The following is a 22126-nucleotide window of genomic DNA, read 5'->3' as shown; positions in this document are numbered from 1 at the left end:
ATGGAGAACGAACAGCGGAGCCCCGGTACGTCCCTGGTGGCGGAGGCGCCCAGGCGCCGCTCCCCCGTTCTGCGCCGGGTGCTGATCGCCTCGGTCGCCGGATGTGCCGTGGTCGGCGGGCTGCTGTGGCTGCTGCCCGAGGAGCCGCGGCCGGTGCCGCCGCCCGCGCCGGGACCCAAGGCGCAGGCGCTGACCGCGGTGACCGCGGGGGTGCCGGCCGCGCTGCCGGACCTGGCCGCGCTGATCGGCGACCGTGAGACGCGGGTGCGGGTCCATCCGCGGGACGCCCGGTCGTGGGCGGTGCTCGGCTCGGCCTATGTGGAGCAGGGGCGGCGGACCGGGGACACCCTGTACTACCCGAAGGCCGAGGAGGCCCTGCGGACCGCGCTGAAGGTGCGCGCGAAGGGCAACGACGCGAACGCCGTGGCGATGGACGGTCTGGCGGCCCTCGCGAACGAACGGCGGGATTTCCGCGCGGCGCGCACCTGGGGCGAGGCCGCGGTGAAGCTGGCGCCGAGGCGGTGGACGACGTATCCGCTGCTGATCGACGCGTACACCGGCCTCGGCGACTACAAGGCGACCAAGCGCACCCTCGACAAGCTGCTGGAGCTGCGCACCGGGCCCGCCGTGATGGCGCGGGCCGCCGCCGTCTACCGCGACCGGGGCTGGCGTGAGGACGCCGCCGCCCAGCTCGCCGACGCGGCGGCGAAGGCCACCGCCCCCGCCGAACAGGCCGCCTGGCTCCAGCGCGCCGGCGAGCTGGCCTGGGAACGCGGGGACCGCGAGGTCGCGCTACGGCATTTCGAGGCGGCCGTACGGCTCGATCCCGACCAGCGGGAGGCGCTCGCCGGTGAGGGGCGCGCGCTCGCGGCGCTGGGCCGCACCTCGGAGGCCCTGAACGCGTACCAGGTCGCCCTCGCCAAACAGCCGACCCCGCAATACGCCCTGGAACTGGGCGAGTTGTACGAGGCGCTCGGCCTCGGCCAGGCGGCCCGCGTGCAGTACGACACGCTGCGCGCCCTCGCCGCCAAGGACGCGGCGGCCGGGGTCGACGACGAGTTGGTCCTCGGCGTCTTCGAGGCGGACCACGGCGACGCGCGGGACGCCGTACGGCGGCTGCGCGGTGAGTGGACGCGGCAGCCGGGGATCCCGGTGGCCGACGCGCTGGGGTGGGCGCTGCACCGGGCGGGGCAGGACGAGGAGGCGCTGAAGTTCGCGTCGGTGGCGACGGACAAGGTGCACGGGGGCGGGGTGCGGGACGCGCTGTACGCGTTCCACCGGGGCATGATCGAGCGGGAGTTGGAGAAGTCCGCGTCCGCGCGACGGCATCTCCAGGAGGCGTTGCAGATCAACCCGTACTTCTCGCCGCTGCGGGTGCCGCTGGCGCAGGCGGCGTTGGCGGCGCTGGGCGAGCCGCCCGAGGAGGGGCTGCCCACGGACAAGGAGGTTCAGGACAACGAGCCGCAGGAGAAGGCGGGTTGAGCCTTCCGGCCGTCAGACCGCTGCCGTGCCGATGAGCGCGTTGCGGGTGACGAGTGCGGCCAGTTCGTCCTCCGACAACGACTCCGTGCCGTCGGGCCTGCGCGGGAGCACCATGTAGCGGGTCTCCGCGCTGGAGTCCCACACGGTGATGTCCGTGTCCGTGGGCAGCCGGAGGCCGAACTCGGCCAGGACGGACCGGGGTTCGCGGACCACGCGGGAGCGGTAGGCCTCGGACTTGTACCAGCCAGGGGACGGGCCGAGGAGCCCGAGCGGGTAGCAGGAGCAGAGGGTGCAGACGACGACGTTGTGCGTCGCGTCCGTGTTCGCGACGACCCGCAGCCGCTGGAACGAGCCGTCCATGAAGCCGAGTTCCTGCACGGCCGCCGTGCCGTCCGTCAACAGCCTTGCCCGGTAGGCGTCGTCGGTCCAGGCGCGGGCCACCACCCGTGCCCCGTTCGCCGGTGACGCGCCCGCGAGGAACGCGTCGAGCACCTCGTCGACCGCTCCGGCCGTCACGACCCCCTTCTCCTCCAGCAGGGTCTCAAGTCGCCGCACCCGCCGGGAGATCGAGGCGTCCTCGTGGTCACCGCTCATCGGCCGCACCCTTTTCGTGTTCCTCTTCGCACGCTTCCAAGTAGCTTTCCCACAGGTCCAGTACGACGTGGTGGTCGCCCTCGCCCCACAGGTCCCGGGCCGCGAACCGCACCGCGTACACCTGCTCCACCGGTGCGTCCCCGCTCCCCCGCGCGCTGACGTCGGCCAGCTCCGCGCGGCCCTCCGGCTCCACGACGACACCGGACTTGCCGCGTGCGTAGCGGGGCAGGCGGGTGTGGTGCGGCGGGTCGTGGAGGAAGGTCCGGACGCGGGTGCCGGGCGGGAAGCGGTCAGGCATCCGGCTCCCCCGTCTCACCTGGTGCGATCACGCCCTTGCGTTCCAGCAGCGTGGTGATCGCGGTGAACCAGCGCTCGTAGTACGACATCGAGAGGTACGCGGCGGGCGGGATCGACTCGATCGCGTCCCGGAACTCGTTGGTGTTGAAGATCCCCTGCGCGCGCAGGGCGTTGAACAGCCCGACGACGCGCGCCTCCCAGTCGGCGTGGAAGGGCTCGGGGTCGTCGGTGGTGTCGATGGCACCGAAGCCCTGGGTGCCGCCCACGTCGTTGATCCTGGCCATGGGTGCAGCGTAGCGGCGGCGACCGTGCCTACGGCTTGAGGCAGAGCGAGAACCGCCGTTCCCCCGCCTCCCCGGACGCGAAGCCGACGCACAGGCGGGTGCGGGGCTTCGTGCGGATGGCGAGGCCCTCCGGTTCGCGGTAGGTGAGAGTGGAGCCGGCCTCCGTGCGGGACTGCTGGACGAGTTCACCGGTGCGGATGTCGAGGCAGGAGACATAGGCGTTGCCGTGTTTCGCGGGCGGGTTGGTGGTGGAGTCGTAGGCGGTTCCCGCGAGTTGGTAGAGGTGGTCGCCGTCGAGCGCGTAGCCCTGGAACGGGATCGCCGGGTTCGGGTGGGCGCCGGTCTGGGCGATGTCGGCGAGGGGCGTGGCGTAGTCGCGGGCGACGAAGGCGTCCAAGTCCCAGACCCGGTACCGGGGTTGGTTGGCGATGCGGTAGCGGATCGCGATGCGCTTCGAGGTCATGCAGACCGTGGGCTGGTTGTTGGTGGAGTTCGCGATCGGCTTGCGGATCGCGACGTCGGCGGACGTGCGGGTGGCGCCGTCGGAAAAGTGGAAGCGGGTGACGGCCTGGCCGTAGGCGCCTCCGGAACCGCCCTTCGCGGCGGCCTCGGTCCAGATCCACACATCGCCGTCGGAGGTGTTCTGCACGCCCATGCTGACGCCGTGGCCGAAGCCCTGGAGGTGCATGTGGCCGAGCGAACTGCCCGTGTAGTCGAGCTGGTTGAGGCAGAGGTTGCCGGCGTCGGCGCCGCCCGTTCTCAACTGGAGGACGTACAGACGCTGATGGACCTCGTCGAGGGCGAACGACTGGAGGACCGTGGGCTCGTGCAGGGTGCCCTTCTGCCACAGCCAGCGTACGGCCGGTGCGGCCAGGTCGATCGGCACGTCGGCCACGGTCCTCCCAAGTCCCTTGCGGGACCCGTGCGTTACAGGTTGCCCCGCTTCTCCTGCTCCCGCTCGATCGCCTCGAACAGCGCCTTGAAGTTGCCCTTGCCGAAGCCCATCGAGCCGTGTCGCTCGATGAGTTCGAAGAACACCGTAGGCCGGTCCTGGACCGGCTTGGTGAAGATCTGGAGAAGGTATCCGTCCTCGTCGCGGTCGGCGAGGATCTTCAGCTCGCGCAGGGTGTCGACGGGGACGCGGGTGTCGCCGACCCATTCGCCGAGGGTGTCGTAGTAGGAGTCGGGGGTGTCGAGGAACTTCACTCCGGCCGCGCGCATCGTCCGTACGGTCTGCACGATGTCGTTGGTGTTGAGCGCGATGTGCTGGACGCCCGCGCCGCCGTAGAACTCCAGGTACTCGTCGATCTGGGACTTCTTCTTGGCGATGGCGGGCTCGTTGATCGGGAACTTGACCTTGAGCGTGCCGTCGGCCACGACCTTCGACATCAGCGCGCTGTACTCGGTCGCGATGTCGTCGCCCACGAACTCCTTCATGTTCGTGAAGCCCATGACCTTGTTGTAGAAGCCGACCCACTCGTTCATGTGGCCGAGTTCGACGTTGCCGACGCAGTGGTCGATGGCCTGGAAGGTGCGGTGGGCGGGGGCCGCGACCAGGGGGTCGGCGGCGGCGAAGCCGGGGAGGTACGGGCCGTCGTAGCCGGTGCGCTCGACGAGGGTGTGCCGGGTCTCGCCGTAGGTGGCGATCGCGGCGAGGACGACCGAGCCGTGCTCGTCCTTCAGCTCGTACGGCTCGGCGAGCGGGCGGGCGCCGTGCTCGACGGCGTAGGCGTACGCGGCGCGCGCGTCCGGCACCTCGATGGCGAGGTCGACGACACCGTCGCCGTGCTCGGCCACGTGCCGGGTGAGGAACTCGCCCCAGGCGGTGGCGGGCTTGATGACGGAGGTGAAGACGAAGCGGGCCGAGCCGTTGGTGAGCACGTACGAGGCGGTCTCGCGGCTGCCGTTCTCCGGTCCGGAGTAGGCGACCAGCGTCATGCCGAAGGCCGTGGAGTAGTAGTGCGCCGCCTGCTTGGCGTTGCCCACGGCGAAGACGACCGCGTCCATTCCCTTCACCGGGAATGGGTCGGCCTGCCGGGCGGTGTCGGGGGTGGGGTGAGTGTTCGCAGAGATGACAGCCATGGCCGCAGGCTCCCGCTCCTTCGCAAGGTGCGCAATAGTTTGCGTATCTGCTGGGCAGTTTGTTCAGTGGCACGACTGTTTCGGCGGGCTTTCTGTACAGGATGACCATCCTCGGAGGCGGACACCATGGGCATCGATCGTCTGGACGGCCGGATCATCGTGCTGCTGGCGGAGGAGCCGCGGATCGGGGTGCTGGAGATGTCCCGGCGGCTGGGGGTGGCCCGGGGGACGGTGCAGGCGCGGCTGGACCGGCTTCAGTCGAATGGAGTCATCCGGGGATTCGGCCCGCAGGTCGATCCGGCGGCGCTCGGCTATCCGGTCACGGCGTTCGCGACGCTGGAGATCCGGCAGGGGCAAGGCCCGGACGTCCGGGCGCACTTGGCGACCGTCCCGGAGGTCCTCGAACTGCACACCACGACCGGCAGCGGGGACATGCTGTGCCGGCTCGTGGCCCGGTCGAACGCCGATCTCCAGCGGGTCATCGACCGGGTTGTCGGTTTTGATGGCATTGTCCGGGCCGCCACCGCCATCGTCATGGAGAACCCCGTTCCGCTGCGGATCATCCCGCTGGTGAAACAGGCGGCGGAAGACCCGGAAGAGACGACGACCTGGCCGACGTAGGGGTGTGGGCATGTGAGCTTCTGGGAGTACTTGGGCAACCGGCACCAGCAGCTGCTCACCGACGCCTACCAGCACGCCAGCGCGGTCTTCCAGTGCATGGTCGTGGCCACGCTGATCGGCGTGGTGATCGGGGTCGTCACGTACCGGAGCGAGTGGGCGGGGAACCTCGCCACCACGGCCACGTCGACCATTCTGACCATTCCGTCGCTCGCCATGATCGGTCTGCTCATTCCGATCGTCGGTCTCGGCGTTCCGCCCACGGTGATCGCCCTGACTCTCTACGGCCTGCTGCCGATCGTCCGTAACTCGATCGTGGGCCTGCGCGGGGTCGACCCGTCCCTGGTGGACGCGGCGAAGGGCATCGGGATGTCCCGGCTGGCGCGGCTCGCGCGGGTCGAACTGCCGCTGGCCTGGCCGCCGATCCTGACCGGGATCAGGGTCTCCACCCAGATGCTGATGGGCATCGCGGCCATCGCGGCGTACGCCTCCGGGCCCGGTCTCGGCAACGAGATCTTCCGCGGGATCGGGTCGCTGGGCAGCAAGAACGCCCTCAACCAGGTGCTCGCGGGCACGCTCGGGATCATCGTCCTGGCGCTGCTGTTCGACGCCGCGTACGTCCTTCTCGGACGGCTGACCATTCCCAGGGGGATCCGTGCCTGAGCGATCCGAGTCCGAACCGGCTGCCGCGACCTCCGGTGCCTCCATCGAGCTGGAGAACCTGACCAAGCGGTATCCGGGCAGCGCCGACCCGGCCGTCGAGAGCGTCAACATGGAGATCAAGGCGGGCGAACTCGTCGTCTTCGTCGGGCCGTCCGGCTGCGGCAAGTCGACCACGCTCAAGATGATCAACCGGCTGATCGAACCGACCGGCGGCCGGATCCGCATCGGCGGCGAGGACGTCACCGACATCGACCCGGTGAAGCTGCGCCGCAAGGTCGGCTACGCGATCCAGTCGAGCGGTCTCTTCCCGCACATGACCGTCGCCCAGAACATCGCGCTCGTCCCGAAGATGATCGGCTGGTCGAAGTCGCGGATCAGGAACCGGGTGGAGGAGATGCTCGACCTGGTCGGTCTTGACGCCGGTGAGTTCCAGGGCCGCTATCCGCGCCAGCTCTCCGGCGGACAGCAGCAACGCGTGGGCGTGGCACGGGCGTTGGCGGCGGATCCGCCGGTGCTGCTGATGGACGAGCCGTTCGGCGCGGTCGACCCGATCACCCGCGATCACCTCCAGGACGAGCTGATCAGGCTCCAGCACGAACTGCACAAGACGATCGTCTTCGTCACCCACGACTTCGACGAGGCGATCAAACTGGGCGACCGGATCGCGGTGTTGCGCGAACGCTCGCACATCGCGCAGTTCGACACCCCGGAGGCGATCCTCACCAACCCGGCGGACGACTTCGTGTCCGGGTTCGTGGGCGCCGGGGCGGCCCTGAAGCGGCTGAACCTGACCCGCGTACGGGACGTGGAGATCACCGACTATCCGACGGTGACCGTCGACGACCCGCTCCAGAACATCTTCGACAAGCTCCGGGACAGCGGCACCAACGAGATCCTCCTCCTCGACAAGCGCGGCCGGCCCTACAAGTGGCTGCGGCGCGGCGACATGATGCGCGCCAAGGGTTCGCTGGCCCGGGCGGGCACGCTGGTCAGCGACACGGTGACCCGGGACGCGACGCTCCGGGACGCGCTGGAGGCGGTGCTCACGGACAACGCGGGGCGGGTCGCGGTCACCGGGCGGCGCGGCGAGTACACCGGCGTCGTCGACATGGAGACGCTGATGAACTCCGTGCACGAACTCCTGGAGGCCGACCGGCTGGAGGCGATGGAGGGCCGGCACGAGCTGGAGGAGGCCCGCGCCCTCCAGACGCACGCCGAGCAGGAAGGCGCCGGCGGGGAGGCGAAGGCGTGACCACTCCCGAGCTGGACGAGGAGACGGAAGTCGAGGCGCCGCCGACCACGACTCCCCCGAAACGCCGGATCACCTGGCAGAAGCTGACGTTCCTGCCCGCCGCGCTGGTGGCGATCCTGCTGGCGACCTGGCTGTGGTTCAACCAGGCCCACCTGGACGCCATTTCGGAGAACGCGCTCTCCAACGGCCAGGTGTCCAAGGCCCTTTGGCAGCACGTCCAACTGACCGTGATCTCCACGTTCTTCGTGCTGATCATCGCGATCCCGCTGGGCATCCTGCTGACCCGCGGGGCGTTCCGCAAGGCCGCCCCGGTGGCGATGACGTTCGCCAACATGGGTCAAGCCACCCCGGCGATCGGCCTGTTGGCCCTGCTGGTGATCTGGCTCGGCACCGGCGAGAAGGCAGCCCTGATCGGCATCATCATCTACGCCGTTCTGCCGGTCCTGTCCAACACCATCGCGGGCCTGAAGGCCAACGACCCCACGCTCTTGGAGGCGGCCCGAGGCATCGGCATGTCCCAACTCGGCGTCCTGGCAAAGGTGGAGCTCCCCCTTGCGGTCCCGCTGATCCTGGCCGGTGTCCGAACCGCCCTGGTCCTCAACGTCGGTACGGCCACCCTGGCGACCTTCGGCGGGGGCGGCGGCCTGGGTGTCCTGATCACCACCGGCATCACCACCCAGCGGATGCCCGTCCTGGTGCTCGGCTCGATCCTCACGGTCAGCCTCGCCCTGCTCGTGGACTGGCTGGCCTCCCTGGCCGAACTCCTGCTGCGGCCAAGGGGATTGGAGGCGGGCGCATGAAACGCACCTGTCTGGTGACGGTCGGTGCGCTGATCGTCGTCTCCGGCTGCGGACTGACCAGCGGCTCCCCCATGGTCGACGACGTCAGCCCCGGCACGATCGGGCGGGGCGAGCCGCTCAAGGGCGCCCATCTCACCGTCACATCGAAGGAGTTCACCGAGCAGCTGATCCTCGGCGCGATGATGGGCATCGCCTTCGAGGCGGCCGGCGCGGACGTCCTTGACCGGACCGGCATCCAGGGTTCGATCGGAGCGCGGGAAGCCGTCAAGTCCGGTGACGCGGACGGGATGTACGAGTACACGGGCACCGCGTGGATCACCTACCTCGGCAACAGCAAGCCGATCACCGACCCGATGAAGCAGTGGCAGGCGGTACGGGACGCGGACCTCAAGAACGGCATCACCTGGCTGGCTCCCTCCGCCCTCAACAACACGTACGCGCTCGCGATGAACCAGGCCAACTTCAAGAAGTACGGCACGAAGACGCTGTCCGAGGTGGCCGCGCTGGCGAAGAAGGACCCGGGCGCGGTGACGGTGTGCGTGGAGAGCGAGTTCGCCAACCGCGCGGACGGGTTGCCGGGCATGGAGAAGGCGTACGGCATGAACCTCCCCGCGAAGAACATCACGCAGATGGACACCGGGATCATCTACACCCAGGTGAAGAAGGGGAGTTGCACGTACGGCGAGGTCTTCACCACCGACGGGCGCATCAAGTCGATGAACCTCGCGGTGATGGCCGACGACAAGAAGTTCTTCCCCAACTACAACGCGGCGCCCGAGATCAACACGAAGGCGTTGAAGAAGTGGCCGGCGATCGCGAGGGTCCTGGACCCGGTCACGAAGAAGCTGAACAACACGGTGGCGCGGACGCTGAACGCGAAGGTGGATGTCGACGGGGAGGATCCGCATCAGGTGGCGTTGGACTGGATGAAGGCGGAGGGGTTGGTCAAGTAGGCCTGAGGAGCGGCGACTTGCAGGGCTGAGGTTACAAAGAAGAGGTTGCAAAGAACCCCTTGCAACGACTTCTTTGCAACGCTACCTTTGTACTCATGCAGGAGCACGAAGAACGGAAACAACGCCGCCTCGACGCCCGCTCGCTGCGCGGCCTGGCGCACCCGCTGCGCATGCAGCTGCTGGACGCGCTACGGCACCACGGTCCCGCCACCGCGTCCCAACTGGCCGAGCGGCTGGGCGAGTCCAGTGGCGCGACGAGCTACCACCTGCGCCAGCTCGCCGAACACGGCTTCGTCGAGGATGCCCCGGAGCGCGGCAAGGGCCGGGAGCGATGGTGGCAGGCGGTGGACCAGAGCATCCGCTACGACAGCACGGACTTCGAGGACGCAAGTCCCGAGGTGCGCGGACTGACAGAGGTGTTCATGCAGGAGGGCGCCGCACGTCACGGCCGTGAGCTGGCCGCCTGGCTCGCCACCCGCGACCGGTGGTCCCAGACCTGGTCGAGCGCCTCCGACATGAGCGACGCGACGGTACGCCTCACGCCCGATCTGGCCGCCGAGCTCATCGGCAAGATGCACGCCCTGATCGACGACTACCGGGGCCGCGTCCCCGACAAGGACACCCCGAAGTCCGAGCAAGTGCGCATCCACACCCACCTGTTCCCCATCGAGACGGATTGAGAGGCACCACCATGAACGCCAACACCGCGCAGCTCGCCGCCTACCGGATCACCGACCTCCACGCCCAGGCCGACGCCCACCGGATCGCCCTCGCGGCCAAGCCTCCGCGCGAACTCCGTGCACGCCTCGGCTGGACCCTCGTAGAACTGGGTCTGCGCCTCGCCGCCACCCCGAACGGCACGAAGCCGGCGCTCGCCTAACAGCCCGGCACGGACCCCTTACCCGTCTCCAGCGCCTCCAGGGCAGACACCGCGCCCTTCAGCGAGGTCACCGCTACCAGTCGTAGTCCCTTGGGCAGTTCGGACTTGGCGTCCGAGCACTCGGCCTTCGGGACCAGGAACACCGTCGCACCGTCACGTCGCGCGGCCTGGGTCTTCAGGGCCACTCCCCCGACCGCGCCCACCGTGCCGTCGGTGCCGATCGTGCCCGTACCGGCGATGGTGCGACCGCCCGTCAGATCGCCGCCGTCGCCGTCGCCCTTCAGCTTGTCGATGATCCCCAGGGTGAACAGCAGACCCGCGCTGGGGCCGCCGACATCGGCCAGCTTGAGCGTGACCTTGACGTTCTTGTCGCTGAGGTTCAGGTAGTCGAGCGCGGCCGTGGTCGCGTCGTCCTGCGACTCCTGCATCTGCTGCGTGTTGTGCTGCTCGATCTCCTTGACGCTGTTGCCGCTCGGGTAGACCGAGTCACGCGGCATGACCGCTCGATCGGTACGGAACCAGCTGTCGATCACATCGCTCAGCGAGACACGCTGATCGGGTCCGGTCGCTTCGATCGTCGTCATGCGCAACTGACCGCTCGTCGTGCGCACCGGCGCCCCGGAGATCGTGATCACCGGGGTGCCCTTGTTCTCGCCGAGCACGTTCGCGGTCAGACCGGGCTGCGCCAGCGAGAAGGGCAACGGCGCGAAGCCCGCCGTGGCGAGCAGTGCCACGACAGGCAGGGCGCAGACGGCTACGGCCTGGGGGCGCGTGAGGCGAGAGAGGAGCACGGGATCAATCTAACGCGACGGCGACTTCCGGCCGGGCGCCGGTCACCCCCCACCCCCGACGGCCTCAGCGCAGCGCTTCGGCGACCTCACGCGCCGCGTCGACGACCCGCGGCCCCACCCGCTCGGGCACCGCGTCGGCCAGCATCACCACGCCGACGCTGCCCTCGACCCCCGTGACGCCCAGCAGCGGAGCCGCGGCTCCACTCGCCCCGGCCTCCAACTCGCCGTGCGTCAAGGTGTATCCGGGTTCGTCCGCGGCCTGGCGCCGGGCGGCGAGGATCGCGCGGCCGGCGGCTCCCCGGTCCAGCGGGTGGCGGAAGCCGGCCCGGTAGGCCACGTGGTAGTCGGTCCAGGTCGGCTCGACCACGGCTACGGCGAGGGCGTCCGCCCCGTCGACCAGGGTGAGGTGAGCGGTCGCCCCGATGTCCTCGGCGAGCGAGCGCAGCGCGGGGAGCGCCGCCTCGCGTACGAGGGGGTGCACCTGGCGGCCGAGCCGCAGCACGCCGAGCCCGACGCGGGCCCGGCCGCCCAGATCCCGGCGTACCAGTGCGTGCTGTTCGAGGGTGGCCAGCAACCGGTACACGACGGTCCGGTTGACGCCCAGTTTGTTGGACAGTTCGGTGACGGTCAGCCCGTGGTCCGTATCGGCCAGCAGTTTGAGGACGCGCAGTCCCCGGTCGAGCGTCTGGGAGGTCTCCGCGGTCACGACGCCCACTCCTTAGGTGGTGAGGCGGCGGCCTCCTCGCGGCGGATGCGTCACCGAGTCCCGTCAGTGACGCGCTACAGAGGCCGCCGATCGGCGAGGCGGCCCGGCGTGTCCGGGCCCAGTCGCTTCACGGCTGCGCTCCGCGGCGGCGCTGCCACGGGGCGTGTGCGTAGCGGGACACTAGCGAAGCAGGTTCGCTGAGCGGAAGTCTCCGTCCAGAATCCGGGCACCGGCTGGTACGGACCGGTTCACTACATGTCGATATGTCCTGACCTGTGGATTGCCCCTGCGCAGCTTCCGCACAGATGTGCGGGTCTGCGGCGCATCGGTTACACGGGTCAACCGGTGGGTCAGGGGCGTTTCCGTTGCACGGGGCGACTGGTGCGGCAGGGGCCCGTCCGTTGCACATGGCGACCGGTGGGTCAGTGCATGCGCGTGGCCCACTCCTGGACCTTCGCGATGCGCTGCCGCAGCTGTCCGGCCGTGGCCTCGGCGCTCGGCGGGCCACCGCAGGTGCGGCGCAGCTCGGTGTGGATGACGCCGTGCGGTTTGCCGGTCTGGTGGACGTACGCGGAAACCATGGTGTTGAGCTGTTTCCGCAGTTCCATCATCTCCTTGTGGGAGACGACGGGCCGCCGCTCGGCGGGCAGTTCCAGCAGGTCGGCCTGGTCGTCCGGCTTCTTGCGGCTGTGCGCGATCTGCCGGGCCTGCCGCTTCTGGAGCAGCATCTGCACCTGGTCGGGTTCGAGGAGTCCGGGGATGCCGAGGTAGTCCTGCTCCTCCTCGCTCCCCGGGTGCGCCTGCATGCCGAACTCGGCGCCGTCGTAGAGCACCCGGTCGAAGACGGCCTCGGACTCCAGGGCCTCGAAGGCGAACTGCTCCTGCTCGCCGGTGTCCTCGTCCTGCTCCTTGTTCGCCTCGTCCATCTCCTTCTCGGACTCGGCGTACGGGTCCTCCTCGCCCTCCTTCTTGGGCTTGTCGAGGGCGTGGTCGCGCTCGACCTCCATCTCGTTGGCGAAGGTGAGGAGGTCGGGGACGGTCGGGAGGAAGACGGAGGCGGTCTCACCGCGCCGCCGGGACCGCACGAAGCGGCCGACGGCCTGGGCGAAGAAGAGGGGGGTGGAGATGGTGGTGGCGTACACCCCGACGGCGAGCCGAGGCACGTCGACGCCCTCCGACACCATCCGCACCGCGACCATCCACCGGTCGTTGCTCGCCGCGAAGTCGTCGATGCGCTTGGAGGCACCGGTGTCGTCCGACAGCACGACGGTCGCCTTGGAGCCGGTGATCTCGCGGATCAGCTTGGCGTAGGCGCGCGCGGAGTCCTGGTCGGTGGCGATGACGAGGGCGCCCGCGTCCGGGATGCCCTTCCTGACCTCGGTCAGCCGCTGGTCGGCGGCGCGCAGCACGCTCGGCATCCACTCACCGCGCGCGTCCAGCGCCGTACGCCAGGCCTGGCTGATCGCGTCCTTCGTCATCGGCTCGCCGAGCCGCGCGGCGATCTCGTCGCCCGCCTTGGTCCGCCAGCGCATGTTGCCGCTGTAGGAGAGGAAGATGACGGGCCGGACGACGCCGTCGCTGAGCGCGGAGCCGTAACCGTAGGTGTAGTCGGCGGAGGACCGCCGGATCCCGTCGTTCCCTTCCTCGTACGTCACGAAGGGAATGGGATTGGTGTCGGACCGGAACGGCGTACCGGTCAGCGCGAGGCGGCGAGTGGCCGGCTCGAAGGCTTCGAGGCAGGCCTCACCCCACGACTTGCTGTCACCCGCGTGGTGGATCTCGTCGAGGATGACGAGGGTCTTGCGCTGCTCGACACGGTTGCGGTGCAGCATCGGCCGTACGCCGACGCCGGCGTAGGTGACGGCGACACCGTCGTAGTCCTTGCCGAGCGGCCCGGCGCTGTACTCCGGGTCGAGTTTGATCCCTATACGCGCGGCGGCTTCCGCCCACTGCTTCTTCAGGTGCTCGGTCGGCGCGACCACGGTCACCTGCTGCACGACATGGTGGTGCAGCAGCCAGGAGGCGAGGGTGAGCGCGAAGGTCGTCTTGCCGGCACCGGGGGTCGCGACCGCGAGGAAGTCCCGCGGCTGCTCCTGGACATACCTCTCCATCGCACCTTGCTGCCAGGCACGCAGCTTGCCGGCGGTGCCCCAGGGGGCGCGGCCGGGGAAGGCGGGAGAGAGGTGGTGGGAGCTGGTGGAGGAGGCGGCGGTGGTAGTCACGGTCTCCGGTTCGGGGGTAGGGCGGCTCGGCTACGGGTGGGATCTGCGACGTGTGGCGTCGGCTACGTGTGGCTTCGTCTGGCGTCGGCTACGTCTGGGATCGGCTACGTATGACAACCGGGCCACCCTACCGGCGGGGTGGTGGTGTCAACGTGCGGACGACGCCGGGGTGGCGGGGGTGGGACTGACGTCACAGGTGAGGAGGCCGGGGTTCCAGCGCCCTCAGCCGCCGCGCGATCACTCCGATGTCCTCTTCCGCCCCTGAGGCCACGTCGATGACCAGGTCGTAGGCCGTGTCCTGGTCCACGCCGGCGAGATCGACCCCGTTCACGGCGAGGAAGGTCGCGGCGGCGAGCCACGCGGTGCGCTTGTTGCCGTCGACGAGGGGGTGGTTCGTGGCGAGGGCGTGGAGAAGAGCGGCGGCCTGCTCGTACAGGTCGGTATAGGCATCCGTCCCGAACATACGAGCGCGCGGCCGGTGCACGGCCGAGGCGAACAGCCCCGGCTCACGCACCTCGGGAGACCGGCCGCCGAAGGCGATCCGGGCGACGGCGGTCGCTTCGCCGACGGTGAGGTGCCGACGGCCGGAGACGCTGGAGTCGTACGTCATTCGCCGAGCCTCCTCAACAGATCGGCATGCTCGACGGCAAGGCGCTCGGCCGCCACCCGCACCAGCACACCCTCCTCGTCCAGATATCTGCCTACGGCGCCCCGCACGAGGTCCTCCGGCTCCCGGCCGGTGGCGTCGGCGAGGTCGTCGAGGGCCTGCTGGAGGTCGGGGTCGAGACGGAGGCAGAGGTGGGGGTGGTCGGGGTGGGGGTGGGAGGTCGGCTGGTGCATGGGGCGAGGGTAGGGCGATGGTCACCGGCAGGCGACGGGATATCGCCGGAGTCCCGCTCTACGGCTCACCGCTCCTCGGTGTTCCCCCGCACCCGCGTGCTCACCCACGCCCCCACCAACGCCACCCCCGCCATCGGCAGGAACACCGCGGCGAACGCCCCCGGATGCGCCCCGCCACTCGCCGAACCGACCACATGTCCCACCGTGCCACCGCCCAACGCCCCGAACGCGGCCCCGCCGACGGAGAGCAGCACGACATTGGACAGCCCATCGGAAATCTGCAGCGCGGCCGAGTTGGAGCCGGCCTCCGACGGAGCGGACAGCTGAAGCAGCAGCACGCTCGTGGAGGAGATCACCAGCCCCATCCCGAAACACCCGAACGCCCACGCGACGGCGACGATCCACACGGGCACGGCATGGATGAGGACGCTCGGCGCGGCGGCGATGGCGGCGGCCACCAACACCATCCCGACCGCCATCAACCGCTCCCGATACGGCTCGACCCGCGCCCGGGCCTGCACCCACGACCCCAGCGCCCACGTCCCACCGCCCGCCGCGAGCGAGAACCCGGCCAGGGTCGGCGACAACCCCCGCTGCGTGACGAGCATCAACGGCACGAAGGACTCGGCCGAGATGAACGACCCCGCGGCGACCCCGCGCAACAACACCACCGAGGGCAACCCACGCGCCGCCCGATACGTCCCCCGCGGCAACAACCCGAGCACGGCGGGCACGAGCAGGGCGACGCCGACGGCAGCGGGGAGAAGGGAGAACCAGGTCAGATCCTGAGCGGCGTACTGAAAGAGCCCGGCACCGATCGAGATCCCGAGGGCAAGCCGAATACGGCGCCGATCGAAGGAGCCGGACGACTGCTGATCCTGTCCTGATACGGGCCCGGCCGCCCGCCGCCGTATCTGAGGAAGGGCGAGGGCAAGCGGAAACACCACGAGCACGGGAATCCCGAGGAACACCCACCGCCACCCGAGATGCTCGGTCACCGCCCCGGAGGCAAGCGGCCCGACGACGGACGGCACGACCCAACTCGCGGCGAACGCGGCCATGATGGCGGGCCGCAACCGCTCCGGATAAGCCCGCCCGACGACGACATACAGAGCGACGATGACCAGCCCGCCCCCGAGCCCCTGCACGGCCCGCCCCAGAATGAACACCCACATGACCTGAGCGGTCCCCGCCACCACGAGCCCGACGGCAAAGGCCCCGATCCCACTGGTCAACGCCCCGAGCGGCCCCCGCCGGTCCGACCACTGCCCGGCGAACACCATCCCGAACAGGCTGGTGGTGAAGTAGCCGGAGAACGCGAACGCGTACAACGACACCCCGCCCAGCTCCCGAGCCGCAACAGGCATCGCAGTCCCAACTGCCGTCGCCTCAAAGGCGATCAGCAGAACAACGGACACGATCCCGACACTGAGCGCCCGATGCGACCGCCCCAACACGGTGTCGTCACACTCGTCGGCCAGGTCAGAGGCGGTGTCCGTGACGCCGGCGTCACGGGGTTCGAGGACGGTCATGCAGGCCAGCGTAAGGTCCACAGACCGGGTTGACCCCTGTCGGAGGATGGTCCGCTACTGAGACCTTGGTCGTACGACCAGCGACACCACCGGCCACTCCCCATTCATGAACGGCGTATGGCAGTCCCGTTGCGCCGCCCCGGGCCCCCTTGTCCGGGCCCCTCCCCCGGCCCTACGGTCAACTCACCAAACACGGCCGTGTGCCCGAGTGGTTCAGGGACTCGCCTGCAAAGCGAGTTACGCGGGTTCGATTCCCGCCACGGCCTCCAGTAGTACGTCTGACCAAGCAGAGCGAAAGGGCGGCGCCCCGAAGGGGTTGCCGCCCTTCTCGCGCCTGTTGATCCGAAACTCAAAGGGTTCTGTTCGAGGGTGTAGCGCAGGTCGGCGCGGTCGGTGCGCAGCGCTGTCAGGAGTTCGTGCCGACGGCAGCCCTGTTGCGGCGGCGCCGGTGGACGATCGCCAGGGTGACGATCGCGGCGATCCCCGCGGCGGACGCGGCGGTCCGGATCGCCGTGCTGTCGTACAGCGCGGGGGACGCGGCGAGCGGGATGAACGCCTTGTCGTTGCGGGGGGTCCGGTCGAACGGGTTGGACGTGCGTATGGTGCCCTTCGCGCCGGGGACCTGGCGGTCGATGCGGATCTTGAACCCGATGACGGTCGTCCCTCCTTCGTGACATACCTCGGAGAACCCGTCGTAGCCGATCTCGCAGACGAACGCCCCGCCTTGCTTCTTCGGCCGTGTGCACGCCCAGTCGCCGCCGTCGTCCTCGAAGGTGTACGGGATGGAGGTCACCGTGGTGCCTTCCGGCGGCACCACCTCGAAGCGGCCCAGTGTCTCCGCGCTCGATGGCCGTCCGGGTCCGTTGTCGCGCACCCCGAGCTGGACCGTCACTGTCTGGCCGACCCGGCCCCGGACGGTCGCGGTCACCGGCTGGTAGTCGACCTGCACGGTGGTCGTGGCCTTGACGTACCCGGTGTCGCCGGTGAGGCCGCGGTCCGCCGTCCTGGTCAGGGTCAGCGGGGGTTCGGTGCCGCGCACCGTGAGTTCGGCGGGGCGCTCGGGGTCGGACGACCAGGTGTAGGAGAGGGTGCCCAGCAGCTCTCCGGCGGCGGCCGTGTAGCGGACCGGGGAACTGGTGCGGTAGGCCGTGTGAGGTGCGGCCTTGGTGGAGAACTCGCACCACGCCGAGGTGGAGGAGGTGTCGAAGTAGCAGTTGTCGGGGCGCGAGGTCAGCAGCAGCCCGTCGTCCGCGGAGATACGGAGCGCGACACCCTGTTCCGCCGCGAAACGGCTGTGGTTCGCGAACCGGGGCGTCGTTTTCCGGGTCGTGCCCGGTGCCAACGCCTTCACCGACTCGTCGTCCGCCGGGGTGTGGAGCGAAGGTCCGCCCACGGTCATCCGGGTGGTCCCGGTCACCGGTGCCGCGTTGTCCGCGACGACGGTGTACGTCAGCGTCCCGCTGTCGCCCGGCTCGACGCCGTCCACGCCGTTGAGGGTGAAAGGGTTGTTGGACTCGCCGTCACCGTTCTGCACGTCGCCGTAGACGCAGGTGAACACCGGGCCGTCCTGGGTGCAGTTCCCACCGCCGCCCTTGCCCGCCCGGGCGACGCCGTCCAACCCGGAGGTGTCCACGGTGACCCTGACGTTGCGGGCCGGGCCCGCGTCACTGCGTTCCACGGCGACAGGGACGCCGAAGTCGCTGTTCGCGGCCTTGGCACCCTCGTCGGCGCTGTACATCCGGAAGGCCGCCGGGGCTTCGACCCGCAGGGAGACCCGGCCGGAGCCGTCGGCCGCCGCGGGGATCGCGGGCGTCGCCACCGAGGCGAGAACGGCGACGAGGCAGGCCGTCAGGGCGGAGAGGCGTCTGGCGATCAGTACCCGACGAAGCATGCGGGCACTATGCCAGCGGGCGTCGATGGCCATCACCCCGGCCCCAGCCGCGCGGCCGCTGCCGCCGCACGGCAGCCGGCACCGGCCGGACTTACTGATGCGAGACAGTGGATGTTCCGAGTCGTTGGTCCTCGCGTGAGTGAACTGGTGGGGGATGCGCGGCAGTTGTCACCGTCGGCGCAGGAGGCGCTTCGCGTGCGGGCGGTGGCCGCGCTGGTGGCGGGACAGGGTAGCGAGGACACCGCACGCGGCGTTCTCATCCCGACGCGCGGCTTCCCGGCGAGCCGCAGGAGACGGACCACACCGAGGATCCGGGGACGCCACCGTGCCCTACCGTGGCGCCATGAGCGATCACCCCGCAGCGCCTGTCACCCCCGTCGAGGCCTATGAACCCCCGTACTACGTCGCCGTGTTCACCACGGTGCGAACCCAGGAGCAGAGCGGCTACGGCGAGACCAACGCGCGGATGGAGGACCTGGTGAAGGACATCCCCGGGTACCTGGGGATGGACCACGCGCAGACTCCGGGCGGGCTGGGCATCACCGTCGGGTACTTCCGCGACGCCGATGCCCTCACGGAGTGGCGGACCAATGCCGAGCACCGCGTGGCGCAGAAACGCGGGCAAGCCCAGTGGTACGAGAGTTACACGCTGCATGTGGCGAAGGTGGAGCGGAGCCACGGGTTCGTGCGGGCAGAGGGCCCGCAGAGCCCTACGGCGGGCTGACCGGCCGAGGTCCTGGACCAAGGGCCCGGAAATCGTACGCGCGTACGGCGATCAGACCCTATGATCACTGCGCCCCGGCGTCCGCCGCGGCCGCGCACGCCTCCGAGACAGGCCGAAGTCGATGACGAGTACCGCCCGCAGAGCTCCCCGGATCCTTGTCCGTTCCGCGCAGGTGGCGATAGCCGTGTCCGCGGTGGCGGACGTGTTCCGTGCGGCGGCGGTCCGGGATCAATACGTGGACCACTCGGATGCGTCCGAGTCGGGTCTCATCTCCATGGTCTTCGTCTATCTGACGACTCTCACGATCGTGCTGTTCCTCGTGTGGCTCGCCCAATCCCGGCGCAACGCCCAGGAGTTGGCGCCCGAGGCCTCGGTGCCGAGTCGGGGCCGGACGATCGGCATGTGGTTCATTCCGCTGGTCAACCTCGTTGTCCCGCGCGGGATCGTCCTCGCGATCGGACGCGCGAGCTCCGCGTCCTGGGAGGAGAAGCGGGACACAACCCTGGTGAACGCGTGGTGGGCCGCCTGGGTCGGGCACGCGCTGGTGCTCACGGTCGCGATCCGGGTGGCCCCGGGCTCGATGGCCTTCCTGGTGGTGGAGGAGGCACTCATGATCGCGGCGGCCGTACTGGCGGGGCTCGTGATCGAGCGCATCACGGCACTGCAGGACGCCGCACTCGATGCCGCCGTTCCCGCCAAGCCCCTCGCCCAGTCCTGAGGTGCTTCCCTCCCCTACCCTCGGCTGAACTCCCCCAAGGCGCCTGAACTCCCTGAAGGCGCCTCGGACTCAGCCCTCGCTCACACCCCGCGCCCGCCACAGATCCCGCAGCAACGCGATCTCCGCCATGTGGTGGATGAACTCCAGGTTCGCCCCCGCCACCACAGAGACATACGGGTCGTCGGGGTCGGAGCCGTACGGGTACTGGGAGAAGCCGACCAACTCCAACTGGTCCTCCGTGACCGTGGCCACGGCCGCTCGCCAGCGGTCGATCACCGGCCAGAACCGGTCCAGGGTCAGGGCTGCGGAGGGACTGAAGTCGACCATCCGCTTCGGGTCCTGGCGCCGCTCACCGAAGGTCCACTCCCACGCGCCCGCGAACTGGAAGTGCAGGTGCCCCAGTCGCCACGCGATGGTCGTGATCGGGGTTGTGTCCGGTTCCGGCTCGCCCTCGTGGGCGAGGATCTGCTCGACGCGTTCGACGGTCACGCTCCAGTCGTCGGCGATCTTCGCGACGGTCATGCCGTCGGCGGCCTGGCGGGCCACCTCCGCGTACTCGCTCGCCGGGATGTCCGCCGCGCCCAGGTCGAGCACCCACTCCCCCGGCCCGAACGCCCTGGGTGTCACCGCCTCGCTCCGACGCCGGAGCGACCAGCAGTCGGGCGCCGGTTCCCAGAGGTACTCCTCGTCGCCGAGCCCCGTCAGCCGTACCTGAGCCATCTCCCGGGCCTTGTCGAACTGCTCCAGCAGCAGGCCCAGTCGGTCGGTCCGTACGCCGCCCTCGGTCTCCATGTCCAGGTCCCCTCGCCCGTGCGCCGTATCGCGCCCCACCTCAGCTAGGCGGACGGTAACGGCTCGGCTCCCCCGGCGCGAACGAATTCCTCGGCCGCCTACGCGCGCGTCACAGCACCCCGCCCGCCTCGTCCTGGAACGCCTCGGTCCAGTAGTGCGGGCCGGCCTTCCGGGCACCCACCCCCGTCGGGTCCACCGCCGACAGCGTCTGGAGCATGGTCGTCGCCAACTGGTCGTACGCCTCCGCCGTCAGCTCGCCCGACAGGTCCGCGTCGATCGCCTTCTCGCGGTGGAGCAGCCAGAGGGTGAAGGCCAGGGTCGAGACGTCCGTGTTGAGGGGAGCCAGTGTCGCCTCCGGCTCGCTCCAGGTCAGGATCTCGCCCGTCGCGCCGTCCACCACCAGGCTGTTGTCCTCGATGAGGTAGCCGAGGCGGATCAACTGGTCGGCTCGGGACGGGAGTTCCTCGGCGGGCTCGTCCTCGTAGAACTCGGCCAGGGTGGGGAGCTGGACGTCCGTGTCCAGGTGGAAGAGGAACGCGTCCTCGGGCAGGCCCGTCTCGCGCAGGAAGCGGCGGGTCGGTTCGTGGGTGAGGGTGGCGGGGAAGTCGACCTCCTCGAAGCGGGCGACCGCGCCCTGACCGAACTCCTGGTCCAGGAGGCGGGCCGGGATGTCGAGGGTCAGCCCCGACGTCGTGCCCGGTCCGGCGACCAACGCCAGTGGGCGGATCAGGGCCGCCGCCTTCCAGAACGGGGGCACCTCGCCGTCCGTCTCCGACTCGAACACCGCGAGGAGTTGGCGCGATGCCTCCGCCGCCGTCTTCGTGCCGTGACGGCCCTCGTAGGACGCGAACTGGCCGCGCAGGCCCGCCAGTTCGTCCGTCGTCGTGGTGAAGCGCGTCAGCGTTTCGATCGACGGGGCCAGCGGGCCTGTCTCCATCAGGTCCGGGCGGTCGTGGAAGAAGTACGTCGTCGCGATCTCGCCCGTCTCGCCGTCCAGCAGGATCGACTCCGCCTCACCGCCGTCGGGTCCCCAGAGCGCGCCTATCACCAGCTGGTCCCGGAGCTCCTCCGCCAGCGGGGCGGGGTCGCCCAAGGAGTCCGCCACCGTCCGCAGGCCCTCCCTGCGCAGCTCCTCGAACGTCAACAGGCCGCTGTCGCCCGGCAGTCCGGGACCCGTCAGCCAGCGGCGCGTCGACGCGTGCGTGATGTACGGATCGAGGTCGTCCTCGGTCAAGGTGATCATGGTCGCCGTAGAACCGGCGTCGGTCCTGCTCATTGTTCCCCCGTGCATGAAACTTCCCCCGTGCAACATCAGTGTCCTGCTGCCGTCCCCACTGCCCAGAACACTACGCGGCACCACCGACAATGGCCCTGACCAGCGAAAACGCCTCACAGAACCCTGGAGGACGCGAAACGTCCGAAACGTCCTCACCTCATCAGACGCTCAAACCACCCGCGAACGTTCCCGCCCCTCGATGATCGCGTCCACCGTCTCCCCCACCGTCAGCCCGGAGTTGTCCAGCCACAGGCCGATGCGCGGGGTCCCTGCCCGCAGCCCGCGGTCCAACTCCTCGACCGTCCACGCGCCGTAGCCGTTCTTCACCCGGCCCGCCTCCCGTGCCGTCACGGTCGCCGCCGTCGGGGCGAGGACGATCACGTGCAGCGGGCGGGTGCGGATCAGGTCGACGTACGCCGGCAACTCCGTGCCCAGCACCACGTCCTGGACGACCGCCGTGAACCCTGCCTCCGCATACGCGTCCGCCGTCGCCGCCGACAGCCGGTACCGCAACCGGAGTTGGGCCTCACCCTCGCGGGCCGCGCCGACGGCATTACCCTCGCCGCCCGCACCGGGAACGTACTCCTCGCGCCCCGAAACGATCATCCGCCGGAACACGTCCCCCCGGACATGCGCCGCCCTCGGCAACCGCTCCGCCAGTGCCTGCGCGACCGTCGACTTGCCGGCGGCCATCACGCCGGTGATCAGGACGACGCCCTCAAGGACCCG

25 protein-coding genes and 1 tRNA gene are annotated in these 22126 nt (G+C 69.9%); 11 read left to right on the top strand and 15 right to left on the bottom strand.

Annotation, left to right across the window (positions count from 1 at the left end):
• Positions 1-1482, top strand: coding sequence for a tetratricopeptide repeat protein (locus OG714_RS31085; protein WP_406125929.1), 1482 nt, complete (start codon positions 1-3; stop codon positions 1480-1482).
• Between the two features lie 12 nt (positions 1483-1494).
• Here the strand turns inward: OG714_RS31085 and nthA are convergent, their stop codons facing one another.
• From nthA to hppD, 5 genes are read right to left on the bottom strand one after another with little or no spacing between them, the layout of a single operon-like run.
• Complete coding sequence (gene nthA / locus OG714_RS31080) at positions 1495-2076, bottom strand: nitrile hydratase subunit alpha (protein WP_406125927.1); 582 nt, start codon at positions 2074-2076, stop codon at positions 1495-1497.
• Positions 2066-2374: an SH3-like domain-containing protein gene (locus tag OG714_RS31075; RefSeq protein WP_406125926.1), complete on the bottom strand. Its 309-nt coding sequence runs from the start codon at positions 2372-2374 to the stop codon at positions 2066-2068. Before OG714_RS31075 ends, nthA begins: the two co-directional genes overlap by 11 nt.
• Positions 2367-2657 carry a hypothetical protein gene (locus tag OG714_RS31070; protein WP_406125924.1) on the bottom strand — a complete coding sequence of 97 codons (291 nt, stop codon included), beginning with the start codon at positions 2655-2657 and terminating at the stop codon, positions 2367-2369. The genes OG714_RS31075 and OG714_RS31070 overlap by 8 nt, the downstream gene beginning before the upstream one ends.
• Before the next feature lie 28 nt (positions 2658-2685).
• Positions 2686-3552 carry a Teichoic acid biosynthesis protein C (Precursor) gene (locus tag OG714_RS31065; RefSeq protein ID WP_406125922.1) on the bottom strand — a complete coding sequence of 289 codons (867 nt, stop codon included), beginning with the start codon at positions 3550-3552 and terminating at the stop codon, positions 2686-2688.
• Positions 3553-3584: 32 nt separating this feature from the next.
• A complete protein-coding gene (hppD, locus tag OG714_RS31060) occupies positions 3585-4739 on the bottom strand; it encodes a 4-hydroxyphenylpyruvate dioxygenase (protein WP_406125921.1) in 1155 nt (384 codons plus the stop codon).
• A 126-nt stretch (positions 4740-4865) separates the two neighbouring features.
• On the opposite strand from hppD, the gene OG714_RS31055 reads away from it, so the two are divergent.
• The 7 genes from OG714_RS31055 (at position 4866) to OG714_RS31025 (ending at position 9905) form a co-directional block, all read left to right on the top strand.
• A complete protein-coding gene (locus OG714_RS31055; protein ID WP_406125920.1) occupies positions 4866-5360 on the top strand; it encodes an Lrp/AsnC family transcriptional regulator in 495 nt (164 codons plus the stop codon).
• 12 nt (positions 5361-5372) lie between these two features.
• Positions 5373-6020, top strand: coding sequence for an ABC transporter permease (locus OG714_RS31050; RefSeq protein WP_406125919.1), 648 nt, complete (start codon positions 5373-5375; stop codon positions 6018-6020).
• Positions 6013-7272 (top strand): betaine/proline/choline family ABC transporter ATP-binding protein, encoded by a 1260-nt coding sequence (locus OG714_RS31045; RefSeq protein WP_406125918.1) that lies wholly within the window; start codon positions 6013-6015, stop codon positions 7270-7272. Before OG714_RS31050 ends, OG714_RS31045 begins: the two co-directional genes overlap by 8 nt.
• The gene (locus OG714_RS31040) at positions 7269-8072 is read left to right on the top strand and encodes an ABC transporter permease (RefSeq protein ID WP_406125916.1); all 804 of its coding nucleotides are present in this window, start codon (positions 7269-7271) and stop codon (positions 8070-8072) included. The genes OG714_RS31045 and OG714_RS31040 overlap by 4 nt, the downstream gene beginning before the upstream one ends.
• Positions 8069-9025 carry a glycine betaine ABC transporter substrate-binding protein gene (locus OG714_RS31035; RefSeq protein ID WP_406125914.1) on the top strand — a complete coding sequence of 319 codons (957 nt, stop codon included), beginning with the start codon at positions 8069-8071 and terminating at the stop codon, positions 9023-9025. Before OG714_RS31040 ends, OG714_RS31035 begins: the two co-directional genes overlap by 4 nt.
• 95 nt (positions 9026-9120) lie before the next feature.
• A complete protein-coding gene (locus OG714_RS31030; RefSeq protein WP_406125912.1) occupies positions 9121-9705 on the top strand; it encodes an ArsR/SmtB family transcription factor in 585 nt (194 codons plus the stop codon).
• A gap of 11 nt (positions 9706-9716) precedes the next feature.
• On the top strand, positions 9717-9905 hold the full coding sequence (locus OG714_RS31025) for a hypothetical protein (RefSeq protein WP_406125911.1): 189 nt from the start codon (positions 9717-9719) through the stop codon (positions 9903-9905).
• Here the strand turns inward: OG714_RS31025 and OG714_RS31020 are convergent.
• The 6 genes from OG714_RS31020 to OG714_RS30995 all read right to left on the bottom strand — a co-directional run bounded on the left by OG714_RS31020 (position 9902) and on the right by OG714_RS30995 (position 15996).
• Complete coding sequence (locus OG714_RS31020; protein ID WP_406125909.1) at positions 9902-10696, bottom strand: S16 family serine protease; 795 nt, start codon at positions 10694-10696, stop codon at positions 9902-9904. The genes OG714_RS31025 and OG714_RS31020 overlap by 4 nt on opposite strands.
• Positions 10697-10760: 64 nt before the next feature.
• Positions 10761-11402 carry an IclR family transcriptional regulator gene (locus tag OG714_RS31015; protein WP_406125907.1) on the bottom strand — a complete coding sequence of 214 codons (642 nt, stop codon included), beginning with the start codon at positions 11400-11402 and terminating at the stop codon, positions 10761-10763.
• Positions 11403-11824: 422 nt separating this feature from the next.
• Positions 11825-13624 (bottom strand): DEAD/DEAH box helicase, encoded by a 1800-nt coding sequence (locus OG714_RS31010; protein WP_406125905.1) that lies wholly within the window; start codon positions 13622-13624, stop codon positions 11825-11827.
• A gap of 190 nt (positions 13625-13814) precedes the next feature.
• A complete protein-coding gene (locus OG714_RS31005; RefSeq protein ID WP_406125903.1) occupies positions 13815-14234 on the bottom strand; it encodes a type II toxin-antitoxin system death-on-curing family toxin in 420 nt (139 codons plus the stop codon).
• The gene (locus OG714_RS31000) at positions 14231-14464 is read right to left on the bottom strand and encodes a hypothetical protein (protein WP_406125901.1); all 234 of its coding nucleotides are present in this window, start codon (positions 14462-14464) and stop codon (positions 14231-14233) included. Before OG714_RS31000 ends, OG714_RS31005 begins: the two co-directional genes overlap by 4 nt.
• Before the next feature lie 65 nt (positions 14465-14529).
• On the bottom strand, positions 14530-15996 hold the full coding sequence (locus OG714_RS30995) for an MFS transporter (protein ID WP_406125899.1): 1467 nt from the start codon (positions 15994-15996) through the stop codon (positions 14530-14532).
• A gap of 194 nt (positions 15997-16190) precedes the next feature.
• Here OG714_RS30995 and OG714_RS30990 point away from each other — a divergent pair.
• A tRNA-Cys gene (locus OG714_RS30990) sits at positions 16191-16265 on the top strand.
• A gap of 137 nt (positions 16266-16402) precedes the next feature.
• Here OG714_RS30990 and OG714_RS30985 read toward each other — a convergent pair.
• A complete protein-coding gene (locus OG714_RS30985; RefSeq protein WP_406125898.1) occupies positions 16403-17887 on the bottom strand; it encodes a hypothetical protein in 1485 nt (494 codons plus the stop codon).
• 343 nt (positions 17888-18230) lie between these two features.
• Between OG714_RS30985 and OG714_RS30980 the strand changes: the two genes are divergently transcribed.
• Both OG714_RS30980 and OG714_RS30975 read left to right on the top strand, forming a co-directional pair.
• On the top strand, positions 18231-18611 hold the full coding sequence (locus OG714_RS30980) for an antibiotic biosynthesis monooxygenase family protein (protein WP_406125896.1): 381 nt from the start codon (positions 18231-18233) through the stop codon (positions 18609-18611).
• A 121-nt stretch (positions 18612-18732) separates the two neighbouring features.
• The gene (locus tag OG714_RS30975; RefSeq protein WP_406125894.1) at positions 18733-19329 is read left to right on the top strand and encodes a DUF4328 domain-containing protein; all 597 of its coding nucleotides are present in this window, start codon (positions 18733-18735) and stop codon (positions 19327-19329) included.
• 69 nt (positions 19330-19398) lie between these two features.
• Here the strand turns inward: OG714_RS30975 and OG714_RS30970 are convergent, their stop codons facing one another.
• The 3 genes from OG714_RS30970 to OG714_RS30960 form a co-directional block, all read right to left on the bottom strand.
• Positions 19399-20121 (bottom strand): DinB family protein, encoded by a 723-nt coding sequence (locus tag OG714_RS30970; RefSeq protein WP_406125892.1) that lies wholly within the window; start codon positions 20119-20121, stop codon positions 19399-19401.
• Positions 20122-20230: 109 nt separating this feature from the next.
• Positions 20231-21397, bottom strand: a complete 1167-nt coding sequence (locus tag OG714_RS30965) for an SUKH-4 family immunity protein (RefSeq protein WP_406125890.1) — start codon at positions 21395-21397, stop codon at positions 20231-20233.
• 168 nt (positions 21398-21565) lie between these two features.
• Entirely contained in the window at positions 21566-22090 is a 525-nt protein-coding gene (locus OG714_RS30960; protein ID WP_406132023.1) for an AAA family ATPase, read from the bottom strand.
• Positions 22091-22126 lie beyond the last annotated feature (36 nt).

Source organism: Streptomyces sp. NBC_00989 (assembly GCF_045162655.1).
In the GTDB taxonomy this organism is placed as follows: Bacteria; Actinomycetota; Actinomycetes; order Streptomycetales; family Streptomycetaceae; genus Streptomyces.
Note: the sequence above shows the minus strand (reverse complement) of the source record. Positions and strands in the feature narration are given on the sequence as shown.